Raw genomic sequence first — 20,178 nt, forward strand, 5'->3', positions numbered from 1 at the left:
GCCACCTCCTGGACTCCGGCTCAGCTCGGCATCACGTCGCGCTCCGCCCAGGCCCGGCGCCGCTCGCCCTCGGGATCCTCCACCAGCTCGTCCTTCAGATTCAGCAGGAGGGTTTTTCGCGTCTCCAGGTCGTACGCGGGCCAGCCCTCCTCGGGGCGGCCCTCGCGCACGAAGCGCAACCAATGCCGCTTCATGCGCTGGGCGAGCGCCTCCAGCTCCGGCGTCGGCTTGCCCAGCAGCAGCCGGGTCAACTTGGGCGGAAAGGGGAAGAGCAGGAACAGGTCCAGCGCGTGCATCGCCCCCAGCTTGAGGAAGGGGGCGGGGTAGTCCAGGCGGTAGCGCCAGGTGGGCGCGTGCTGGGCGTGCTGCTCGGAGAAGTGGATGCTGGGCATGGTGAAGATGGAGTGGCTGCCCAGGTCCGTCAGGCCTCGGTCCGTGTCGGGGTAGAGCGCGAGGAGCTTGTCGGCCCGCTCCGCTCCCAACTGGCGCGTCAGCATGTTGGCGAGGCGCGGTCGCCTCAAGGGCATGATGGGCAGGCGGAGCACGGTGAAGAAGCGGTGCTCGTCCAGGTTGGTGCCGATCAACAGGGGGATGTCCGGGGTGCGGAGGGCACGGGCCTCCTTCAGGGACGAGGGCAGCACATGGCCATCGAAGTAGGGACGGGTCGTGAGTCCCTCCGGGCGCGTCTTCTTGGTGCGCTCCATGGCCCGCGAGAGCAGGGGCGCGGGGAGGCTCCAGAGCTGGTCGCGGTTGTCGCGGCCCACGCCCAACTGGCTGGCGAACTCCTGGGCGATGTCCAGGCTGTTGTCCCAATCGGCGTGCAGGCTCATCCCCGCGCTCTGGGCGATGGCGCCGTGGAAGAGGCCTCGTGCCGCCTTCATCACCATCAGCGTCACGACGGAGGCGGAGCCGGCCGACTCGCCTCCGATGGTGACGTGCCCGGGATCTCCGCCGAACGCCTCGATGTTCTCCTTCACCCACCGCAGCGCCGCGACCTGATCGAGCATCCCGGCGTTGTGCGCGAAGCGCTCGTCCTCGAAGAGTCCTCCCAGGTTCAGGAAGCCAAACGCGTTCAGGCGGTAGTTGATGCTGACGAAGACGATGTCCCCCTGCTTCGCCAGCTCGTGTCCGAGGTACTGCGAGCCGCCCCCCAGGTCATAGGCGCCGCCGTGGATCCACACCCAGACCGGGCGCTTGCGTCCGTCCGCCGCGGGCGACCAGACATTCAAGTACAGACAGTCCTCGCTGAACTGGCTGCTGGAGCTGATCACGGCGTTGAGGGGGCCGGGGATCAGGGGCGGCTGGAGGGCGGAGGCGCCAAACCGGGTCGCGTCCCGAATGCCCGTCCAGGGCTGGACGGGCTGGGGCTCGCGGAAGCGCAGGGGCCCCACGGGCGGGGCCGCGTAGGGGATGTTCAGCCAGGCATGGACGCCGCCCATGCGCTTGCCGCGGAGCTTGCCGTTGCTCGTGTCGACGATCAGCGTGTCGGTGGGGTTCGTCATTCCGGTAGAAGACCCCAAGCAGGGCCCGTTGTTAACCCCGATGATGGGCAACACCCGAAGGAAGAACGAGATGCGAAAGGCCATGTTCGTTGCAGTGAGTGTCGTATCCCTGACCGCCCCGATGCTGGGCTGTGTCGACAACGTCCCCGCGGAGGAGTCCTGGACGCTGACCACCATCGCCGATGCCCGCAGCGGGATCGCCTCGCCGGTGGACCTCGCACCGCCGGGTGACTCGCCGGGCGACATGTTTGTGTTTGATCAGCCCCTGTTGAACGCGGCGAAGGAGAACATTGGCTCCAACAGCGGCTTCTGCATCCGGACGTTGCCCGGCCAGTTCAGCGAGTGCCAGTGGACGCTCACGATGGCCGACGGCACCATCACCGTCGCGGGCCGGGAGGCCGAGACCGGCCCCTCCTCGATTCCCATCGTTGGTGGAACGGGCGCCTATGTGGGGGCGAGCGGGGTGCTGCTCACGACTCCCAACGGAGACAGGACGTTCACCCAGGTGCTCACCTTCCTGAAGCCGAAGCAGTAGGGGAGCGGGGGGCAGCGTGCCCCATGTGAGGCGCCCTGCCTCGCTCCATCCTGGCAAGGCGCGCCTGGCCTAAGGAGCGAGGAAGGTGTTCATCTCCCGTACGACATCGGCGGGGTGGGTGAGCCAGAGGTAGTGCCGCGCGTTCTCGAGCTTCACCAGCTTCCAGTTCGGCTGCTTGCGCAGCGCGGCGTCCGCGGCCTCCGTGTCCCGCCGCAGCCCGGGCAGGAAGTCCCGTGCCTTCTCCCGGAAGTCCGCGGGCGTGCGCTCGAGGCTCATCATGGCCTCCATCCACTCGGCGAACCCCTGTCCGTCGAAGAGCGAGAGCACGGGCGCGCGCGGCGCGGAGAAGTCCACCCTGGCCACTCCCCGGATCATCTGTGCCACCGCATCGGGGCGCTGGCGCGGGCGCACGTAGCCGCCGGTGGTGGGGTCGAACTCGTGGGCTTGATCGAGCTCGTGCGCGGGGTAGGGACCGCCCAGGTCGCGCGTGAGGATGGCCACGACGGCTTCGCGTGACGCCCCCGCCGGGAATTCGACGGTGGGCATGGGCGGATTGCTCAGCTCCCTCAGGAACACCGCGATCCCCGCCCGGTCATCCGTCGCGTCCAGGTAGACGAGCTTGTCGACGCGCTCCGGGAGGTGGGTGCCCACCCAGGTCATCTCGTCCCCCGCCATGGAGTGGCCCGCCAGCACGGCCTTCTGGATGCCCAGGCCGTCGAGCGCGTGAACGACATCCAGGCCCAGCGTGGGGGTGTCATAGCCCGTGTCGGGCCAGCTCGAGGCGCCGAACCCACGGCGCGTGAGGGCGTAGACGTGGTGACGGGCGATGAACTCGGGCGCGAGCTGGTCGAAGACGTGGCCCGTGTTGCCCAGGCCCGACAGGAACACGAGCGCCGGGCCCTGGCCCCCGAAGTCGAGCACCTCGAGCTCGACGCCTTGCGCGACCTTCACGCGCTTCACCTGGTGCGGCGAACCACCGCCATCCGAGGGCCCCGTTCGCGGCACGGACGGGGTGGCACAACCAGTGGAGAGGAGCAAACAGGACAGCAGCAGGGGCTTTCGCATGGGCCCGCGATGCTCGCACGGGCCGGGCTCGCGTCACGCAGTCAACACCAGGGCATTCCCCCCAGGAGCTTTTGTTCCACCCCCGTACGCTAGGCCCCGCCTGTTGCCATCAGGCACGCGAGCGAATGCTGTTCATCCCGTGGCCCTGGCCAATATTGGGGTTACAACTTTGGCGCATCCAGCAGTGCTCCTCGTCAGGTCTCTTGCTGACAAGGGGCCGGGCATGAGGTGAATTTGAAGCAGCTGTCTCTCGGTGAGTTGCTCCGCGCGGCGGATCAGGTGGCGCGTGAGGTGGCTGCCCCCGAAGTCACCCGGGTCGACGGCGAGGGGTGCTGGCCGGAGACGGCTCTGCGCGCCCTCCAGGCGGCGGGGCTGGGTGGCCTGGTCGTCCCCGCGGCCTTCGGGGGTCAAGGACAGGGGCTCGTCGCGCTCGCGCGAACCTGCGAGGTGCTCGGCCGCGTCTGCGCCTCGACGGCCATCTGCTTCGGGATGCACTGCGTGGGGTCCGCGGTCCTCGCCGCCAAGGCGACCCCCTTCCAGCAACGGACGTTCCTGGAGCCCATCGCCGCGGGCGAGCACCTCACCACCCTGGCGCTCAGCGAGTCGGGGATCGGGGCTCACTTCTACCTGCCCCAGACGCGGCTCTCCGCCGTGCCCGGTGGCTACCGGCTCGAGGGGGCGAAGTCCTTCGTCACCAATGGCGGGCATGCGGATTCCTACGTCGTCTCGACCCTGGCCTCGGTCGCCCGGCTGGGGGACTTCTCCTGCGTCATCCTTCCCGCCCAGGCGGAGCACCTGGCGTGGGAGGGAGCCTGGGAAGGGATCGGCATGCGAGGCAACTCGGCCCGGACGCTGCGGCTCCAGGATGTCTTCGTCCCGGCCACCCATCTGCTCGGCCAGGAGGGGGATGAGATCTGGTACGTCTTCAACGTCGTGGCGCCCTACTTCCTCATCGCCATGGCGGGGACGTACCTGGGAATCGCGAGCAGCGCGCTGGAGGAGGCCACCGCGCACCTCAAGCACCGGCACTACGCCCACGGGGGCGCGTCTCCTTCCGGCTAGGCCGTGCTCCAGCACCGGCTGGGAACGCTCTGGGCCGTCGTCGAGCGCACGCGGCTGCTCATCCACAGCGCCGCCGAGAGGGGAGACCAGGGCGAGGCCACCGCCCTCGCGGCGCTCTGCTCCGCCAAGGCCGAGGTCGCCGACTGCGTCGTCCACGTCGTGAACGAGGCCATGACGCTCGTGGGGGGGCGGGGCTACTCCGAGAGCGGCTCACCCCTCTTCCGCCACCTGCGTGACGCGCGCGCGGCCCACGTCATGTCGCCCACCACCGACATCCTCCGCACCTGGGTGGGGCGCGCCCTTCTCGACCTGCCGTTGCTGGGGGACTGAGCGTGGGCACGGCGAGGGCTCTGCTGGTCGCGATGGACACCGACAGCGCGGGAGTGCTCCGCGAGCGGTGTGGTGCGCATGACGTCACCCTGGAGCAGGTGCCCTCGGCGGACGAGGTCCTGGCGCGCTTGGAGAGCCACCCGGGGGCCTTCGACGCGCTGGTGATCGGCCCGCTCGAGCGGCGGCCTCTTTCCCTGGCCCAGCGCGTGGCGAGGCTGGATCGCGACGTGAGCGTGCTGGTGCTGGCTGCCCCCGAGCAGCTCGAGGCCCTGCGGGCTACCTTCAGGTACACCCCCTTCATCGGTCAACGCACGAGCCTCCATGGCGCGGAGGGCGTGGCGAAGCTCGCGGAGGCGCTTCAGCGGGCCGTTCAGCAGACGCGGCTGTGGCGCGAGCATCAGCGCACGCTCCAGGCCGTCTCCTCGCGGCTCCAGGCCGAGGAGCCGGTCCGGCCGCGGCCCTCCGCCGTCCTCGATCGCCTGCTGGAGCTCGCCCCCGTGGGCATCCTGGCGCTCGATGCCAACGGCTACGCGCGGGTGCGCAACCCGGCGGCGCGGCGAATCCTGGGGCAGGCCGAGGAGCGGCTCTCGAGGGTGCCGTTGGTGTTGCTGCTGCCGCCGGGCTTCGAGGCGCTCCTGGAGAAGGTGCGGGCGACCGGCGCCTCGGCCCAGGCGCTGCTCGAATCGCGGGGCCCGCGCGGGCCGCGGATCCTCGAGGCCTCCCTGGCGCCCCTGCCCGAGGACGCGACGGGGCCGGGCGGGTTCCTGCTGGTGCTGCAGGACACCACCGAGCAGGTGACGCTGCAGCGCGAGCGCGAGGAGCTGCTTCAACAGCTCGAGGCCGCGGTCAGGATGCGTGACGAGTTCCTCTCGGTGACGTCGCACGAGCTGAGAACGCCCCTGACCTCCATGCTGGGCTGGGTGCAGATGCTGCGCAACGGCACGCTCTCCCCCGAGAAGCAGTCCCGGGCACTGGAGGTCATCGAGCGCAACGCGAAGTCGCAGGCGCAGCTCATCGAGGATCTGCTGGACGTCAGCCGCATCATCTCCGGCAAGCTGCGCCTGGAGGTTGCCTCCCTCCAGCTCGAGAGCGTCGTCCGGGCCGCCGTGGAGTCCGTCACGCCCGCGGCCCAGGCCAAGGACATCCGCCTCCAGGTCGTGCTGGACGACACCCTGGGTCCGGTGATGGGGGACGCGCATCGCTTGCAGCAGGTCTCCTGGAACCTGCTCACCAACGCGGTGAAGTTCACGCCCAAGGGTGGACGCGTCTACGTCACCTTGCGCCGGGTGAGCTCCTCGGCGGAACTCACGGTGCGCGACACGGGGCAGGGCATCGTTCCGGAGTTCCTGCCCCATGTCTTCGAGCGCTTCCGTCAGGCGGACTCCAGCGCGACCCGGCTCCATGGGGGGTTGGGGCTGGGCCTGTCGATCGTGCGCCACCTGGTCGAACTGCACGGGGGGAGCGTCTCCGTTTCGAGCGAGGGGACGGGCAAGGGAGCGACGTTCGTCGTGAGCTTGCCCATCTCTCCGCTGCGCGTGACGAACCAGGGCGCGGACCCGGCCAGGGCCGAGGCGCTCCCCTTCGATTGCCCGGAGGGGATCGCGGGCCTGCGGGTGCTGCTCGTCGAGGACGAGCCGGACGTGCGCGAGATGCTCGTGACCCTGCTGGAGCGCTGCGGGCTGCACGTGACGGCCGCCAGTTCCGCCGCCGAGGCCTGGGAACTGCTGCTGCGGGACAAACCGGATGTGCTCATCTCGGACGTCGGCATGCCGGGGGAGGATGGCCACACCTTCCTGCGGCGCGTCCGGGCGCTTCCGGCGGAGCGCGGTGGGCGGGTACCCGCCCTGGCCATCACCGCCCACGCGCGTCCGGAGGACCGGCGCAAGGCGCTGCTCGCCGGCTTCCAGATGCATCTGGCCAAGCCCGTGCCGGCCGATGAGCTGCTGCTCATGCTCGCGACCCTGGCGGGCCGGCTCTGACGCGAGTGCCCGGAGATTGCCTCGCCCGGGCCCCGGCGTACGTTTCATTCGCTTATTCCAGGTTCTTCTCCGCGAAGACGCGCATGGCATCCCGGATGAACCGCGTCGCCCCCTGGGTGTGCTTGTCGTAGACGGCCGTGAAGCGCGGATCCGCGACGTACATCTCCCCCAGGTTGATGTAGGCCTCGCGGTTGGGCACCCAGAAGAACGACACCCACGCGTGGTGCTGGCGCACCAACTCCTGCACCTCGTCACTGGCGGCATCCTCGCCGCGCACGCTCGCCTCGGCGAGTGCCTGGGCGATCCGCTCCTGTTCGGCCATCAGGTCGCGCTGCCTGTCCTTGCCCAGGGCGGTCCACTTGAGCTGGCTCTTGTCATAGGCGTCCCGTCCCCACCGCTGGACCACCTCCTCTTCGTACTGGCTGTTGTCGAAGCCATCGAGAATCTCCTCGGCCATGAGCTGCTCTCCTCCGTTCAACTTGCGAATCGTCGTTTCCACCGACGTGATTTGCCGCGCCAGACGCTGTTGCTCCCGCCTCAGCCACGTGAGGTGGGTCTGCAAGGCCCGGGTGGTGTCCTTCTGCCCTTGCAGTACCTCGGCGATGGCGGGCAGACCCAGGCCGAGCTCCCGCAGCAGCAGGATGCGTTGCAGGCGGACGAGCGCCGCCTGATCATAATAACGATAGCCATTGCTCCCGATACGGCTCGGCTCGAGCAGCCCCACGTCATCGTAATGACGCAGGGTGCGGCTCGTCGTTCCCGCCAGGCGAGCGATGTCCTGGATGGACCATTCCATCGGGCTCCCTCCTCGTTGGAGTCATTGAAACGAAGCTACAGCTTGACGTTGCGTCAAGGTCAACCGGGCTCGTGCGGCGCCGCGTCACTTTCGGAGGCCAGGGTCCGCTCCGAGGGCCGCGCGGTACGCGCAAACCCCGGCGCCGCGTGGCAGGCTGCGAGCCCTCCTTTCGACCCGAGGGACCTCGTGCACCACCCCCGCATCAAGCTGGCGCTCGCCACGCTGTCGCTGCTCGCTCCGTTGAAGCCGTTCGCCGCGGGCAAGGGCACCGCCGTACCCGCCCCACCCGTCGCGGCGAGCAAACCCGTGGTGGACACCTACCACGGGGTGAAGGTGGAGGACCCCTATCAGTGGCTCGAGAAGGGGGACGACCCCGAGGTGCGCCGGTGGCTCCAGGGAGAGAGGGCGTACACGCGGGCGGTGCTCGACAAGCTGCCCTCTCGCGAGGCCATCCGCGCCCGCGTCACCACGCTCCTCACCCACCAGTCCGCGTCGCATTACGCCCTGCGGCAGCGCGGCGGCACGCTCTTCGCGCTGAAGTCCCAGCCCCCCAAGCAGCAGTCCTTCTTGGTGGTCCTGCCGTCCGTGGAAGACCCCTCCACGGCCCGTGTGCTGGTGGACCCGATGGTGCTGGACCCGAGCGGCCACACCACCATCGACTTCTTCGTCCCCTCGCTCGACGGCAAGAAGGTGGCCGTGTCGCTGTCGAAGGACGGCACGGAGAGCGGGGACGTCACCGTCTACGACGTGGCCACGGGCAAGCCCCTGCCGGGCGAGTCGGTGCCACGGGTGAACGGTGGTACGGCCGGCGGCTCGCTCACCTGGAACGCGGACGGCACGGGCTTCTTCTACACGCGCTACCCGCGTGGCGAGGAGCGCCCCCCCGAGGACCGGGACTTCTTCCAGCAGGTGTACTTCCACCAGCTCGGCACGCCCACGGCACAGGACACCTACGAGCTGGGCAAGGGGGCGCCGCGCATCGCCAACTACGCGCTCTCCACCTCCGAGGATGGGGCGCACGTGATGGCCATCCTGGGCAACGGGGACGGTGGCGAGTACGCCGTCTACCTCCGGTCCCAGCAGGGCGCCTGGACGCAGCTCTCCCGGTTCGAGGACAAGCTCGTCTCCGTGGCCTTCGGGCAGGACGGGGCGCTCTACGCGCTGTCGCGCCGGGACGCGCCGCGCGGCAAGGTGCTGCGGATTCCGCTCGCCGCGCCGAGCCTGGACAAGGCCACCGTCTTCATCCCCCAGGCAGAGGCCTCCATCGACGGGTTGCTCGCCACCGCCACGCGCCTCTACGTGACGGAGCAGCTCGGCGGCCCCATGCGGATGCGCATGGTGGGCCTGGATGGAAAGGACCTCGGACGGGTGCCCACGCCGCCGGTGTCCTCGGTGGGCTGGCCCACGCGCCTGGGGGGAGACGACGTCCTCTTCGGCTCCATCAGCTACCTCGCGCCGACGAGCGTGTTCCGCTACTCGGCTGGCGACGGGACGCTGGCGAAGACGGCGCTGGGACGCACCTCTCCGGTGGACACGAGCCACGTGCGGGTGGAGCGTGTCATGTGCACCTCGAAGGACGGCACCCAGGTGCCGCTCAACCTCCTGTACGCGGATGGCACGAAGCGGGACGGCAACAACCCCACGTTGCTCACCGGGTACGGTGGCTTCAACATCTCCCTGTCCCCGAGCTTCCATGTGCTCCACTTCGCCTTCATCGAGCAGGGTGGGGTGGTGGCCGTGGCCAACCTGCGCGGTGGCTCGGAGTTCGGCGAGGAGTGGCACACGCAGGGCTCGCTGACGAAGAAGCAGAACGTCTTCGATGACTTCCACGCCTGCGCGAAGCTGTTGGTGGAGAAGAAGTGGACGAAGCCCGAGCGCCTGGCCATCGAGGGCGGCAGCAACGGTGGCCTGTTGATGGGCGCCGCGCTCACCCAGCATCCGGAGCTGTTCCGCGCGGTGCTCGCGCACGTGGGCATCTACGACATGCTGCGGGTGGAGCTCACGCCCAACGGGCAGTTCAACACCACCGAGTACGGCACGGTGAAGGACCCCGGGCAATTCCAGGCGCTGTATGCCTATTCGCCCTACCACCACGTGAAGGACGGGACGAAGTACCCGTCGGTGCTCTTCACCTCGGGCGAGAATGATCCGCGCGTGGACCCCTTCCACTCGCGCAAGATGGTGGCGCGGCTGCGGGCGGCCACGGGCTCGAAGCGTCCGGTGTTGCTGCGCACCAACGACATGGGCCACGGCATGGGCACGCCGCTGTCGGAGACCATCGCCGAGGAGGTGGATGTCCACGCCTTCCTCTTCAACGAGCTGGGCATGAAGTACCGGCCGGTGAGCCGTTAGGTGTCCGTCCCCGCGCCGGGGCCACACCGGCGCGGGGTTCGGGTCTACTGCGTGTCCTTGACCGTCTGGACGGTGGGGCTCCTGAACGCGGGGTCCCCGAGGAAGCCGGAGTACATCAGCCGGTTGGGCGAGCACCGCCCCGCGTTGGCCACCTTGCCGGGCGTGGAGTTGTCGACGAGCACGGAGGCCACGGCGGCGGGAGTGGCGGTGGGGTTGCGCTCCAGGAAGAGCGCGGTGAGGCCGGCGACGTGCGGCGCGGCCATGGAGGTGCCGTTGAGGACACGGGTGGCGTTGTCATCGGAGATCCAGGCCGAGGAGATTTGGTGGCCAGGCGCGAAGACATCCACGCAGCTCCCCCAGTTGGAGAAGGAGGCGCGCTTGTCGCTGCCCTCGGTGGCGCCCACGGTGAGGGCCTCGGGGGCCCGCGCGGGAGACACCGCGCAGGCATCCTGGTTGTCGTTCCCCGCGGCGACCACGAAGGTGACACCCGCGGCGATCGCCTGACGGATAGAGTCATCGAGCGCCTGGCTCTTGCCGCCCCCCAGGCTCATGTTGGCCACCGCGGGGAGCTGCCGGTTCTGGGCCACCCACTCCACGCCGGAGATCACCCCGGCGGTCGAGCCACTTCCCCCGCAGTCGAGCACGCGCACCGCGTGGAGACGGACTTCCTTGGCGACGCCGTAGACACGGCCGCCCACGGTGGCGGCCACGTGCGTGCCATGCCCATGGCAGTCGATGCCCTGCCGGCCATCCGAGAAGACATCATGGTCGGCCTGCGCGCGCCCGTCGAACTCGCTGTGGGAGACGCGGATGCCGGTGTCGATGATGTAGGCATGCACGCCCTTGCCGTTGGCGCTGTAGAGGTAGGAGTTGTCCAGCGGCAGATCTCGCTGATCGACACGGTCGATGCCCCAGGTGGCATCGGGTTGGCGCTCCCCGATGGCGCGCATCACCCCGTTCTCCTCCACGTACGCCACCTCGGGATCGCTGGCCATCGCGCGGGCCTGCTCCGCGGTCATCCGGCTGGCGAACCCGCGCAGGGCATGCGCGTATGTGCGGAAGGCGCGGCCGCCGTGGCGTGCCGAGAGGTTGTCCGCCGCCACGGAAGGCGCGAGCGGCGTCTCCCCCGGACGCGGTGTCCTGAGGACGACGATGTACTCGCCCGGAATCGCATGGGCCACGGTGACGAACTTCCCGGTGCGCGCCTCGGACCCGAGCGCGGCCTGAGGGCAGGGCTCGTCGGAAGGGGGCTGGGGAAGGGGAACGTTCCTGGCCGCGCAACCCGCCAGCAAGGACACGGAGACGACGGACACGGCCATCCAAGACACTGTACGGAGACGCATTGCTTCCCCCCTGTTGCCGGGAAAATACCCGGTTGCTTGTTTCAGTTTAAAGAGACGTCTGACCCACCCACTTCCGGTCCAGGGTCGCGCACGTCCGTCCAAAACCAGACATGCGGACGATACTATATCCGACTCCAGCGCAGCTGGCTGACCGCTCCACCCCCCGCTTCGTAGTATTCGAGCCTCACCTCGTACTCGCGCCTGAGCATGAAGAGGAAGGTGGAGTAGCTCGTGGGCGCCTGATCCCTCCACGCGTCGATGACGGGCGAGCCGCCGCCCACCCAGAGCCGCACACCGTCGTCGGCGCGGGTGGTGAACCTGTAGAAGCCCAGGGAGAAGGAGAAGCGTCCCGTCCACCGCACCGAGAACTCGTCCGGTCCCAGGCCGGTTTCGGGGGGCGCGCCCTCACCCCAGTCGTACTGGATGGGGGCGGGCTCGCAGCGGACCCGGGAGGGGGAGCCGGACAGGGAGCGGTTGTTGAAATACTCCGCGCGGAATTCACCCACCGGACAGACGATGAGCCCCGTGTTGGCGAAGGTCGCGATGTACGTGCTGTCCGTCGTGCCGACCGTCACCGGGTGCTGGATGCCGCCACCATCCGACCAGGACTCGAACGTGAAGTCCCCCTGGGGTGAAGGCGCGTAGAGCGTGTGGGTACTGCCGACGATGGCCGTGCGCGTGATGGGGGTCGTCGCCGTGGTGCCGTCGTACACCAGTTGCAACCCGGGCGGTGAGGTGTCCAGGGTGAGCTGGACCGTCTGGGGATGGAGCTGCGTGACCGCCGTGCTCGACAGGCCATTGGAATCCGTGGCGGTGAGCCGTAACTCGATGAAGAACTCGTCACCGTGATCCGGAATGGTGAAGCTTCCGGATGCTCCGGTGCGCGAGAGCAGCGGATGGGGGTGGCATTGTCCGCCCGGACAGTGTTGCAGGATGAGCGTCCAGGCCAGACCGGTGTCGGGAAGGGGTCCGTCCTCGGGGTCCGTCGCCGAGCCGGAGAAGGTGATGACATCCCCCACCTTGAAGCGGCTCGAGGGCAGGGGCTCGTGGAGGGTCACCGTGGGCGCGGTATTGCCGACGGAGATGCTCACCACCGCCGAGCTGCTGGCGCCCCTTCCATCCTCGACGGTCAGCCGCGCGGAATAGGTGCCCTTCGCGGCATAGGTGTGCAGCGGATGGGGTTCGTTCGTCGTTGGCGTGCCATCTCCGAAATCCCAGGTGGGGCGCAGCGGATCTCCATCCGCGTCACTGGAACCGGCACTGGAGAACTGCACGCTCAGGGGCTCGCTCCCATTCGTCGGCGTCGCCGAGGCCACCGCGATGGGAGGGGAGTTGCCTTCCGTATAGCGGATGCGGCGCAGTTCGCCTTGCGCGATGGCGAGGTAGTAGAGGTGGGTATCCGGGCCGGACTCGATGTCGACGGCTCCATCCATGTCGGTCGCGAAATCGCTCACGCCGAGGAGGTTGTCCTCGGCGTCCACGTGCAGGAAGCGCAGCCAGCCCTGCGCGTAGTCTCCGAAGAAGAACGCGCCATGATAGGCGCTGGGGTAGGCCGTGCCGGTATAGAACGTCCCGCCCGTGGCCGCCGCCGTCCCTCCATTGTGCGGCCAGGCGTAGAGCGGCATCTTCACGGCGGACGGGCCGAGCGCATAGAGGGACTGACACTCCGGCTCGGGCTCATAGCCCCCCTGACGCTCGTTCCCTTCGTAGCAGGGCCAGCCGAGGTTCGCTCCCGCGGTGGCGACGTTGATTTCCTCGTGGGTGCTCCAGCCCACGTCACCCAGGTAGGGGAGGGCATTGCCCGGGCGCAGGTTGAACCGGTAGGGATTGCGCAGACCGAGGCTCCAGACCTTCGACGCGTTGGCGGCGGCATCGCCATTCCAGTAGGGGTTCGTCGGCAGTCCGGCCCCGCCGGGGGTGATGCGAAGCACCTTGCCCGCGAGCGACTCGAGCGCCTGGGCCCTCAGTGCGTCCCGGTCGACGAGGGTGAACTGGGCCCCATCTCCGAGTGTCACGAAGAGACTGCCATCGGGGGCGAACTTGACGTTGCCCACGGAGTGGGACGGAGAGTCGGAGGGGATGCAGTCGGTGCCCGGAGGGAAGTCATTGCAGGAGCGGCCCACGGTGGTGCCCAGAAGCACCGCCTCGCTGCCCGGTGAAGCCGTATCTCCCTCCGCCGTATAGCGCGCCAGGCGTCCCGTCTTGGGCCCCGTGTAGTCGTTCGGCTCGTTCTCGTAGGTGTAGAGCAGGTAGACGCGGCCGTTCTGGGCGAAGTTCGGGTCGATGGTCAGGCCCAGCAATCCGCGGTCGTGGTAGTCGTTGACCCGATCCCGGATGTCGATGAAGGGCGCGCCGAGCAGGGCCCCATTCTTGTAGACCCTCACCACGCCTGGCTTCTCGGCGATCAGGATGCGCCCATCCGGGAGGTTGGCGAAGGCGGTGGGGAAGTTCAGACCCGAGGCGATCACCTCCTGGGTGAAGCCGCTCGGCAGGGCCAGGGCGCGCGGGGCCGTGGCTCGTTCCTTGGACTCGAACGGCAGCAAGGCCAGAGGGGCGAGTAAACACACGAAGCCCAGGACATTCCTGGGCCAGGACCAGAGCTGTTGCACGAGGACTCCCCCCCAGGAGCGCAAGAGTGCCAGGGCACCAAAGTGGAGGGCAGATGTAGAGCAACATGCATTGGCTGACACCCGTCCAGCGGTTCCTGCCAGCTGTGGACTACCCCACAAAAGGAGCCGTGCCCGGGCATGACCCACCCATGGAGCGTCGGCCAATGCACTCCAGTTCACCCGCGCGCCGAGTCCCCTGTCACCTGCTCGGCCAGCATCGCGAGCTTGTCGTCGAGCTTCCTCGCGGCGACGAGCAACTCCTCGTTGCCCAGGCGGGCCATCAGCGAGGAGGGGACGTCATAGCCGAGGTGGCACTTGCCGTCGCGGTGCTCATGGATGAGCACACGCACCGGGACGTGCAGGCCCATCGCCACGTCGTGGCGCAGCATGGTTCGCGCGATCAGCGGATTGCCTATCACATACATCCGTGCCCGGGCCTTCTGCCCCACCCGGGCCAGCCAGGCACCATGATCCGCCACGAAGAACTTCATGAAGCCACTCGGGCCCTCGGCGGCACGAATGCGAGCCTCGAAGCCCGCCTCATCTCCCGAGGCCGTCAGTGCCTCCTGGAGCGAGGGATCCTCGAGGGTGCCCACCACGGCCTCGAAGTCCTCGACCACCGCCTCGAACGGACGGTCACTCACGTACTCGCGATGAACGAGGGTGCTCTCGTCTTGAATCATCCGTGTCTTCCGTCGAAAAGAATTTATTACGCTGATAATATCATGGGGATGATGCGTCAAGAGGGGAACCCGTGGTGGAGGTGGGCGCCTCACCCGCGTGTGGCGGCCGTCGTGGCGCGGGGCATCCAGACGGTGAAGGTGGTGCCCTGGTCGACCACCGACTGGACGGAGACCTCGCCGCCATGGGCCTTGAGGATGCGCCGCACCGTCGCCAGTCCGATGCCGTGACCGGAGGCCGTGGCGCCCGGAGCCCGGTAGAAGGGCTCGAAGATGCGCGGGAGCGCCGCGGCGGAAATGCCGGGGCCGGTGTCGCGCACCGTCAGCACGCAGCCGGCTCCCTCCGCGCGGGCCGTCACCTCCACCCGCCGCTCGGGACGCCCCTCCATGAACTTGAAGGCATTGGTCAGCAGGTTGGCGAGCACCACGTAGAGCAGGCCGCGCGGGAGTGTCACGTGCACGTCCTCCACGTCCTGGAGCTCCAGCACCGCGCCCACCCGGGTGCGTGCTCCGCTCAGGTCCTCCGCCACGTCGTCGGCGACGGCCCGGACGGACACCGCGCCGTGTGAGGCCTTCGCCGCGCTTCCCGCCTGGGAGAACGTCAGCATGCCGTCCAGCAGGTTGTAGGCCCGGCGGGTGATGCGCTCGAGGCGCTCGCCGGCCCACCGGGCCCGCTCGTCCGACGAGTCACGTATCCGCTCGCTCAGCATCGACAGGGGAGCGAGGAGGTTGCGCAGGTCGTGGGCGATGCGTCCCGCGAAGGCGTCGAGATCCGAGCGTGCGCGCTCCGTCTTCAGGGCTCCTTCCACGCGCGCGAGCAGCTCGCGGGCGGAGAAGGGTTTCACCAGGTAGTCGCTCGCGCCCGCCGCGAGTCCTTCCACGATGGCCTCCTGCCCGGCGCGCGCCGACAGGAGGATGACGGGCGTATGGGAGGTGGGTGCATGGTCCTTCAACGCGCGCAACAGCTCGAAGCCATCCAGGCCCGGCATCATCACGTCCGACAACACCAGCTCGGGCGGCCGCGCGCGGGCTCGCTCCAGGGCCGCCTGTCCGTCCGCCACCGCCTCCACCGTGTAGCCCGCTTCCTCCAACAGGCGTCGCAGGTGGGCGCGCATGTCCGCGTTGTCCTCGGCGAGCAGCACGTGGGCGAGCCCCGCTCGGGGGCCACTCGAGGGCGCCGGGGGGGACTCCAGCCACCCCTCGGCCTCCTGGACGAAGGCGCGTGCGAGGGGGCCCGGCGGGGTGGAGACCTCGCCCGGCTCCAGGCGCGCGGGCAGGGTGACGAAGAAGGTGCTGCCCTGGCCCGGGGTGCTCTCCGCGCGAACCTCGCCACCGTGCATCCGCGCCAGCTCGCGCACCAGCGCGAGCCCGATGCCACTGCCCTCCACGCTGCGGCCCCGCGTGCCCTTCACCCGGTGGAAGCGCTCGAAGAGGCGCGGCAGCTCGGCCTCGGGAATGCCCGTGCCGGTGTCCGCCACCGCCAGCTCCACCCGGCCCTCGCTCCAGCGCAGCGAGACGCGGACCTCGCCCGCGAAGGTGAACTTGAAGGCATTGGAGACGAGGTTGAGCACGATCTTCTCCCACGCCTCCCGGTCCACCCGCATGAGCCCGGGCAGGGGCGGACAGTCGATCACCAGTCGCACCCCCGCCTTCTGGAAGGCGGCCTCGAAGGTGCTGGCGCACCCGGCCGTCAGCGCGGACAGGTCCGTGGGCTCCAGGGCGGCGTGCATCCGCCGCGCGTCCATCCGGCTGAAGTCCAGCACCATGCCCACGAGCTTCAAGAGCCGCCGCGCGCCCCGCCAGGCCAGGTCCACGCGCTCGCGCTGGGTGCCGGTCAGGCTCTGCGCGGTGTCCGCGAGCGCGTCTTCCAGCGGGCCCATCAGCAGGGTGAGCGGCGTGCGCAACTCGTGGCTGACGTTGCTGAAGAAGGCCGTCTTGCTCCGGTCCAGCTCCGCCGCGGCGTCCGCCTGCCGCCGCTCCTCCTCGGCCCGGCGCGCGCGGGCCAGTGCCGTGGTCACCTGTCCGGCCACAAGGGAGAGGAAGGAGCGGTAGTCGGCATCCAGCGGGCGGCGCGGGCTGATTCCCACCACGAGCACTCCGGCGGACGCCTCGCTCGCCTCTCCGAGCGGGAGCACCAGCGCGTACCGGGGTGTTTCCGGCCAGGGGCCACCCGGTAGGGCTCCCGCGCGCGCTTCCACGTCCTCGAGCGTGAGCGGCTCACCCGAGCGGGCCACGAGCGCCAGGGGCCAGACAGGCTCCGTCCCGGAGCCCGCGTCCTCCGGCACCACCTCGGGCGCGGCGGGACTCGTCTCCTCCAGTCCCACGAGCGCCGCCCGGCGCAGGATGCCCCCGTCGCGTAGGTAGAAGAGCGCGAAGGGCACGTCGTGGCGGTAGTCCTCCAACACGCGCGCCGCCCGCTGGCAGGCCTCCCAGGTGCTCGGGGGATTCTCGCAGGCCTCGCCCAACGCCTTGAGCGCGCGCAGCCGGCGCCCGCCCAGCACCTGGGCCGTGGTCTCCGTCACCGCGAGGAAGATGCCGTTGATGCCTCCCGACTCGTCGCGGATGGGGCTGTGAGAGAGCGTGAAGTACGCCTCCTCGACGAAGCCGTGACGGTTGGGCAGGAAGAGCTGATCCGTGTACCAGGTGGCCTCGCCCGCGAGCACCCGCTCGAACATCGGCTCGAGCACGTCCCAGATTTCCGACCACCAGGGGTAGGCGGCCTGTCCCAGGGCGCCGGGGTGCTTGGAGCCGAGGCTCGGCGCGTAGGCGTCGTTGTAGAACTGGGTGAGCTCCTTCCCCCAGTGGATCATCATGGGAAAGCGCGAGTTGAGGAGGATGGAGACCGCGGTGCGCAGCGACTGGGGCCAGCCCTCCACGGGTCCCACGGCCGTGTGGGACCAATCGAGTGCCCGCATGCGCGCGCCCATCTCACCGCCGCCCGCGAGGACCTCCTGGGGATTCGTCCGGCTCGTCATTCCCACGTCTCCTTCCGTGTCCGCCGGGAGGTGTATGACATGGCGGACCGTGGAGGTGCTGCTCGGTTGGAGTGCCCGGCTGGTGCCCAGGGGAGGCACCCGGGCCCGGGCCGGAGCCCATGTCTCAGTCTCAACGGAAGGCCCGGAAGTGTTCGTTCTCCTCCAGTGGGGACTCCCGCGAATGGAGTGGGCGTGGCACCGGGGCCCGCGGTGGGGGCGCGCGATGGGCCCGGGTAAGGGGCCGCGCTCGCTCAGCTGGTTCTTTGACTTGGCCCAGCGGGCGACGCCGTGCTTTGTGATTGTGTTTCAACACGATGGATGTGAATTCATCCTCCTCCGTGGTGGGGCGGTAGGCGTGACGATCATGTCTGTGCATGCGGAAATGCATCCTGGAGCCGACTTTGTTCCTTGGCTACCACGGCATCGGGGGACCCACGTCGGCGCACAACGTACGCCCATCCTGGAAGTCGCCAGCCGCTCGCGGACGCGGACCCGTGGCAACCGCGATGTGCTTTATAGGAGCTGCAATCATAACAATATTGAAAACGGGGTACTCGCCGCATATAAGGAAAATGGATTAAAGCTGATTTTTCTTGATTGTACGAGAATTGCGGAAATGGACCAACGCCTGCTGCTGTCCTGCCCGGCCCCCGTCGGCCCCGAGCCGAGCCCTCGCACAGGGGGCGAGCCTCTCTCCGTGCCTTCCCGTGGGTCAGGGTCCGTCCTGCCATGATGCCTGCCATTTGTTTCGACCATGAAACACTGGCATCCGGCGATTGTCGTGGCTGGGCTCAACATCAACCACCGGTCCAATCCACCCGCGGCGCCCGCTCCTCATGGCGGTGCGCACCGGGTCGGTTCATGGTGAACCGCCTTGAAGCTCCTGCTCGTCGAAGATGAAGAGAAGATGGTGGGCCTGCTGAAGCAGGGCCTGGAAGAAGAGGGACACGAGATCCGCGTCTGCACCAGCGGCCGAACCACCCCGAGCCAGGATGAGCTCGAGCACTTCGACGTCATCCTCCTGGACTGGTCCCTGCCGGGCCTGGACGGCGTCTCCGTCCTGCGCCAGTGGCGCGAGGCGGGCCTGCAGACGCCGGTGTTGATGTTGACGGCCCGGGGCACGACCGGGGAGAAGGTCATCGGGCTGCGGGCCGGGGCGGACGACTACCTGGTGAAGCCCTTCGACTTCGACGAGCTGCTGGCGCGGGTGGAGGCCCTGCGCCGCCGGGGTGAGCAGCAGGGCGGACCGGTGCGGATGGGCTCGGTGTTGTTGGATCCCCGCCGCCGGGTGTTGCGCCGGGGGCTCCAGGAGGAGTCGCTCACCGCGCGTGAGTTCTCCCTGATCTCCTCGCTGGCGCGCCAGCAGGGCACGCCCCAGGTGCGCGCGAGGCTGATGGCGCAGGCCTGGGGTCCGGACTTCGAGGGCAGCCCCAACGTGCTGGAGGTGTACGTGGGCTATCTGCGCACGAAGCTGGAGCGGCTGGGCGCCAAGGACGTTTCCATCCGCGCGGTGCGGGGCGTGGGTTACACCCTGCTCGTCGAGCAGGGGCCTCGCGAGCCATGACGCTCACGCGACGTCTCTGGTTGTTCGGCGTCCTGGTGCCGTGCCTGGCGTCGCTGGGAGCGCTCGTCGTCGCCGGGCAGCTCTTCCGGTATGACCTGGAGACCGCGCTGGACCATGCCCTGCTGACCCAGGCCGCAGTGGAGAGCCTCAGCGTCAACCTCTTCGAGGGCTCCGAGAAGCGGGTGAGCCTGAACATGTCCATGTACCCGCTCCTCGAGCACGTGCGGCCCTTCGCCCCACGGGGTGAACTCTTCGACCAGGATGGGCGGCTGCTGATGCAGCATCCACCCATGCCGGAGGAGGAGGCCGCCATGGTCTCGCTGAAGCCGGGCGACCCCGAGCTTCCGCCTCAGCTCTCGACCCGCGCCCTGCCGGATGGAACGCGCGAGCGCGAAGCGGTGGTGAGCGTCCGCTCGCCCCAGGGCGAGCTGTATGCACTGCGCCTGACCGCGTCGCTGGAGCAGGTGGATGACTCGGTGAGCGGCTACTACCGCAGGGCCTTCTCCGTGGCGGCGCTGCTGGCGTTGACGTTGCTGGTGCTCCAGACGTTCCTCGCCCGGCGCATGGCGTACCGGTTGAGCACCATCACCCGCCACCTGACGCGCTTGCGCGAGGGAGACTTCTCCCAGGCGCCTCCCTTGGATGGTGGCGCGGATGAGATTGGCCAGCTGCGGGAGGTGCTCGCCGAGGTCACGGACAAGTTGCGCGGTGCCCGGGACGCGCAGGACCGGCTCATCGCGGACGCCGCCCACGAGCTGCGCACGCCGCTCTCCCTCATGCGGACCCGGATGGACCTCGCCCTGCGGCGCGAGCGGGGCGCCGAGGAGCTGCGCACCTCCTTGAGCGAGGTGCGGGGTGAGGTGGAGCGGCTGGCCATCCTGGCGGGCGAGCTGCTGGAACTGGCCGCGGTGGGACGGGGGGAGTGGGATCGCAAGAAGGCGGATTTGTCCGAGGTGGTGAGTCAGTCGGTGGAGGCGGCGCGCGCCGAGGCGGAGGTGCACGGGCTCATCATCCGCCTGGAGACCCCCGCGCGGGAGGAGTGCTGGTTCGATCCGGGCGGGGTGCGGCGGGCGGTGGACAACCTGCTGGCCAACGCCCTCAAGTTCTCCCCGAGTGGAGGGGAGATCCACGTGCGCTTGTGGCGGGAGCGGGAGTGGGTGCGCATCAGCGTGGCGGACGAGGGCCCGGGCATTCCGTTCGCGGAGAGGGAGTCGGTGTTCGCCCCCTTCCGGAGGTTGTCCGGTGCCAAGCCCGGAGCGGGGATTGGTCTGGCCATCGTCCGCGAGGTGGCGCGGCGGCACGGAGGCCACGCCTGGGTGGAGCCGCGCCCGGAGCGGGGGACGGAGCTGGTGTTGGAGCTGCCCACGCGGCCCCAGCCCGCTTGAG

At 69.2% G+C, this 20,178-nt stretch carries 14 protein-coding genes; 7 read left to right on the forward strand and 7 right to left on the reverse strand.

Annotated elements, in window-relative coordinates:
- Positions 1 to 20: 20 nt before the first annotated feature.
- Positions 21 to 1,502, reverse strand: a complete 1,482-nt coding sequence (locus D187_RS47230; protein ID WP_002631724.1) for a carboxylesterase/lipase family protein — start codon at positions 1,500 to 1,502, stop codon at positions 21 to 23.
- A 70-nt stretch (positions 1,503 to 1,572) separates the two neighbouring features.
- Between D187_RS47230 and D187_RS47235 the strand changes: the two genes are divergently transcribed.
- Complete coding sequence (locus tag D187_RS47235; protein WP_211241662.1) at positions 1,573 to 2,037, forward strand: dirigent protein; 465 nt, start codon at positions 1,573 to 1,575, stop codon at positions 2,035 to 2,037.
- A gap of 69 nt (positions 2,038 to 2,106) precedes the next feature.
- Here D187_RS47235 and D187_RS47240 read toward each other — a convergent pair whose 3' ends face one another.
- Entirely contained in the window at positions 2,107 to 3,102 is a 996-nt protein-coding gene (locus D187_RS47240; protein ID WP_043435487.1) for an alpha/beta fold hydrolase, read from the reverse strand.
- Between the two features lie 234 nt (positions 3,103 to 3,336).
- Between D187_RS47240 and D187_RS47245 the strand changes: the two genes are divergently transcribed.
- Genes D187_RS47245 through D187_RS51440 form a run of 3 tightly spaced genes read left to right on the forward strand, consistent with a single transcriptional unit; the run spans position 3,337 to position 6,473 of the window.
- Positions 3,337 to 4,164 (forward strand): acyl-CoA dehydrogenase family protein, encoded by an 828-nt coding sequence (locus D187_RS47245; RefSeq protein ID WP_002631727.1) that lies wholly within the window; start codon positions 3,337 to 3,339, stop codon positions 4,162 to 4,164.
- A 3-nt stretch (positions 4,165 to 4,167) separates the two neighbouring features.
- Complete coding sequence (locus D187_RS57315; RefSeq protein WP_002631728.1) at positions 4,168 to 4,494, forward strand: acyl-CoA dehydrogenase family protein; 327 nt, start codon at positions 4,168 to 4,170, stop codon at positions 4,492 to 4,494.
- A gap of 2 nt (positions 4,495 to 4,496) precedes the next feature.
- Positions 4,497 to 6,473 (forward strand): hybrid sensor histidine kinase/response regulator, encoded by a 1,977-nt coding sequence (locus tag D187_RS51440; protein ID WP_002631729.1) that lies wholly within the window; start codon positions 4,497 to 4,499, stop codon positions 6,471 to 6,473.
- Positions 6,474 to 6,525: 52 nt separating this feature from the next.
- Here D187_RS51440 and D187_RS47255 read toward each other — a convergent pair whose 3' ends face one another.
- Positions 6,526 to 7,269, reverse strand: coding sequence for a MerR family transcriptional regulator (locus tag D187_RS47255; RefSeq protein ID WP_002631730.1), 744 nt, complete (start codon positions 7,267 to 7,269; stop codon positions 6,526 to 6,528).
- Positions 7,270 to 7,455: 186 nt separating this feature from the next.
- Between D187_RS47255 and D187_RS47260 the strand changes: the two genes are divergently transcribed.
- On the forward strand, positions 7,456 to 9,621 hold the full coding sequence (locus D187_RS47260; protein WP_002631731.1) for a prolyl oligopeptidase family serine peptidase: 2,166 nt from the start codon (positions 7,456 to 7,458) through the stop codon (positions 9,619 to 9,621).
- A gap of 44 nt (positions 9,622 to 9,665) precedes the next feature.
- Here D187_RS47260 and D187_RS47265 read toward each other — a convergent pair whose 3' ends face one another.
- The 4 genes from D187_RS47265 to D187_RS47280 form a co-directional block, all read right to left on the reverse strand.
- On the reverse strand, positions 9,666 to 10,964 hold the full coding sequence (locus D187_RS47265; protein WP_043435492.1) for a S8 family peptidase: 1,299 nt from the start codon (positions 10,962 to 10,964) through the stop codon (positions 9,666 to 9,668).
- A gap of 122 nt (positions 10,965 to 11,086) precedes the next feature.
- The gene (locus D187_RS47270; RefSeq protein ID WP_002631733.1) at positions 11,087 to 13,573 is read right to left on the reverse strand and encodes a PQQ-dependent sugar dehydrogenase; all 2,487 of its coding nucleotides are present in this window, start codon (positions 13,571 to 13,573) and stop codon (positions 11,087 to 11,089) included.
- 176 nt (positions 13,574 to 13,749) lie between these two features.
- On the reverse strand, positions 13,750 to 14,256 hold the full coding sequence (locus D187_RS47275) for a DUF302 domain-containing protein (RefSeq protein WP_002631734.1): 507 nt from the start codon (positions 14,254 to 14,256) through the stop codon (positions 13,750 to 13,752).
- 89 nt (positions 14,257 to 14,345) lie between these two features.
- A complete protein-coding gene (locus tag D187_RS47280; RefSeq protein ID WP_002631735.1) occupies positions 14,346 to 17,228 on the reverse strand; it encodes an ATP-binding protein in 2,883 nt (960 codons plus the stop codon).
- Positions 17,229 to 18,102: 874 nt separating this feature from the next.
- On the opposite strand from D187_RS47280, the gene D187_RS47285 reads away from it, so the two are divergent.
- Together D187_RS47285 and D187_RS47290 are read left to right on the forward strand one after the other, a co-directional pair.
- Positions 18,103 to 18,792, forward strand: a complete 690-nt coding sequence (locus tag D187_RS47285) for a response regulator transcription factor (protein WP_002631736.1) — start codon at positions 18,103 to 18,105, stop codon at positions 18,790 to 18,792.
- Positions 18,789 to 20,177, forward strand: a complete 1,389-nt coding sequence (locus D187_RS47290) for a HAMP domain-containing sensor histidine kinase (RefSeq protein WP_002631737.1) — start codon at positions 18,789 to 18,791, stop codon at positions 20,175 to 20,177. The genes D187_RS47285 and D187_RS47290 overlap by 4 nt, the downstream gene beginning before the upstream one ends.
- The last annotated feature ends 1 nt before the right edge of the window (position 20,178 follow it).

The organism is Cystobacter fuscus DSM 2262 (genome assembly GCF_000335475.2).
In the GTDB taxonomy this organism is placed as follows: domain Bacteria; phylum Myxococcota; class Myxococcia; order Myxococcales; family Myxococcaceae; genus Cystobacter; species Cystobacter fuscus.

Excerpts from the sequence above, each read along its gene's own strand:
- D187_RS47230 (WP_002631724.1), bottom strand. The coding sequence starts at position 1,502 with ATGACGAACCCCACCGACACGCTGATCGTCGACACGAGCAACGGCAAG.
- D187_RS47235 (WP_211241662.1), top strand. The coding sequence starts at position 1,573 with ATGCGAAAGGCCATGTTCGTTGCAGTGAGTGTCGTATCCCTGACCGCC.
- D187_RS47240 (WP_043435487.1), bottom strand. The coding sequence starts at position 3,102 with ATGCGAAAGCCCCTGCTGCTGTCCTGTTTGCTCCTCTCCACTGGTTGT.
- D187_RS47255 (WP_002631730.1), bottom strand. The coding sequence starts at position 7,269 with ATGGAATGGTCCATCCAGGACATCGCTCGCCTGGCGGGAACGACGAGC.
- D187_RS47265 (WP_043435492.1), bottom strand. The coding sequence starts at position 10,964 with ATGCGTCTCCGTACAGTGTCTTGGATGGCCGTGTCCGTCGTCTCCGTG.
- D187_RS47275 (WP_002631734.1), bottom strand. The coding sequence starts at position 14,256 with ATGATTCAAGACGAGAGCACCCTCGTTCATCGCGAGTACGTGAGTGAC.
- D187_RS47280 (WP_002631735.1), bottom strand. The coding sequence starts at position 17,228 with ATGACGAGCCGGACGAATCCCCAGGAGGTCCTCGCGGGCGGCGGTGAG.
- D187_RS47290 (WP_002631737.1), top strand. The coding sequence starts at position 18,789 with ATGACGCTCACGCGACGTCTCTGGTTGTTCGGCGTCCTGGTGCCGTGC.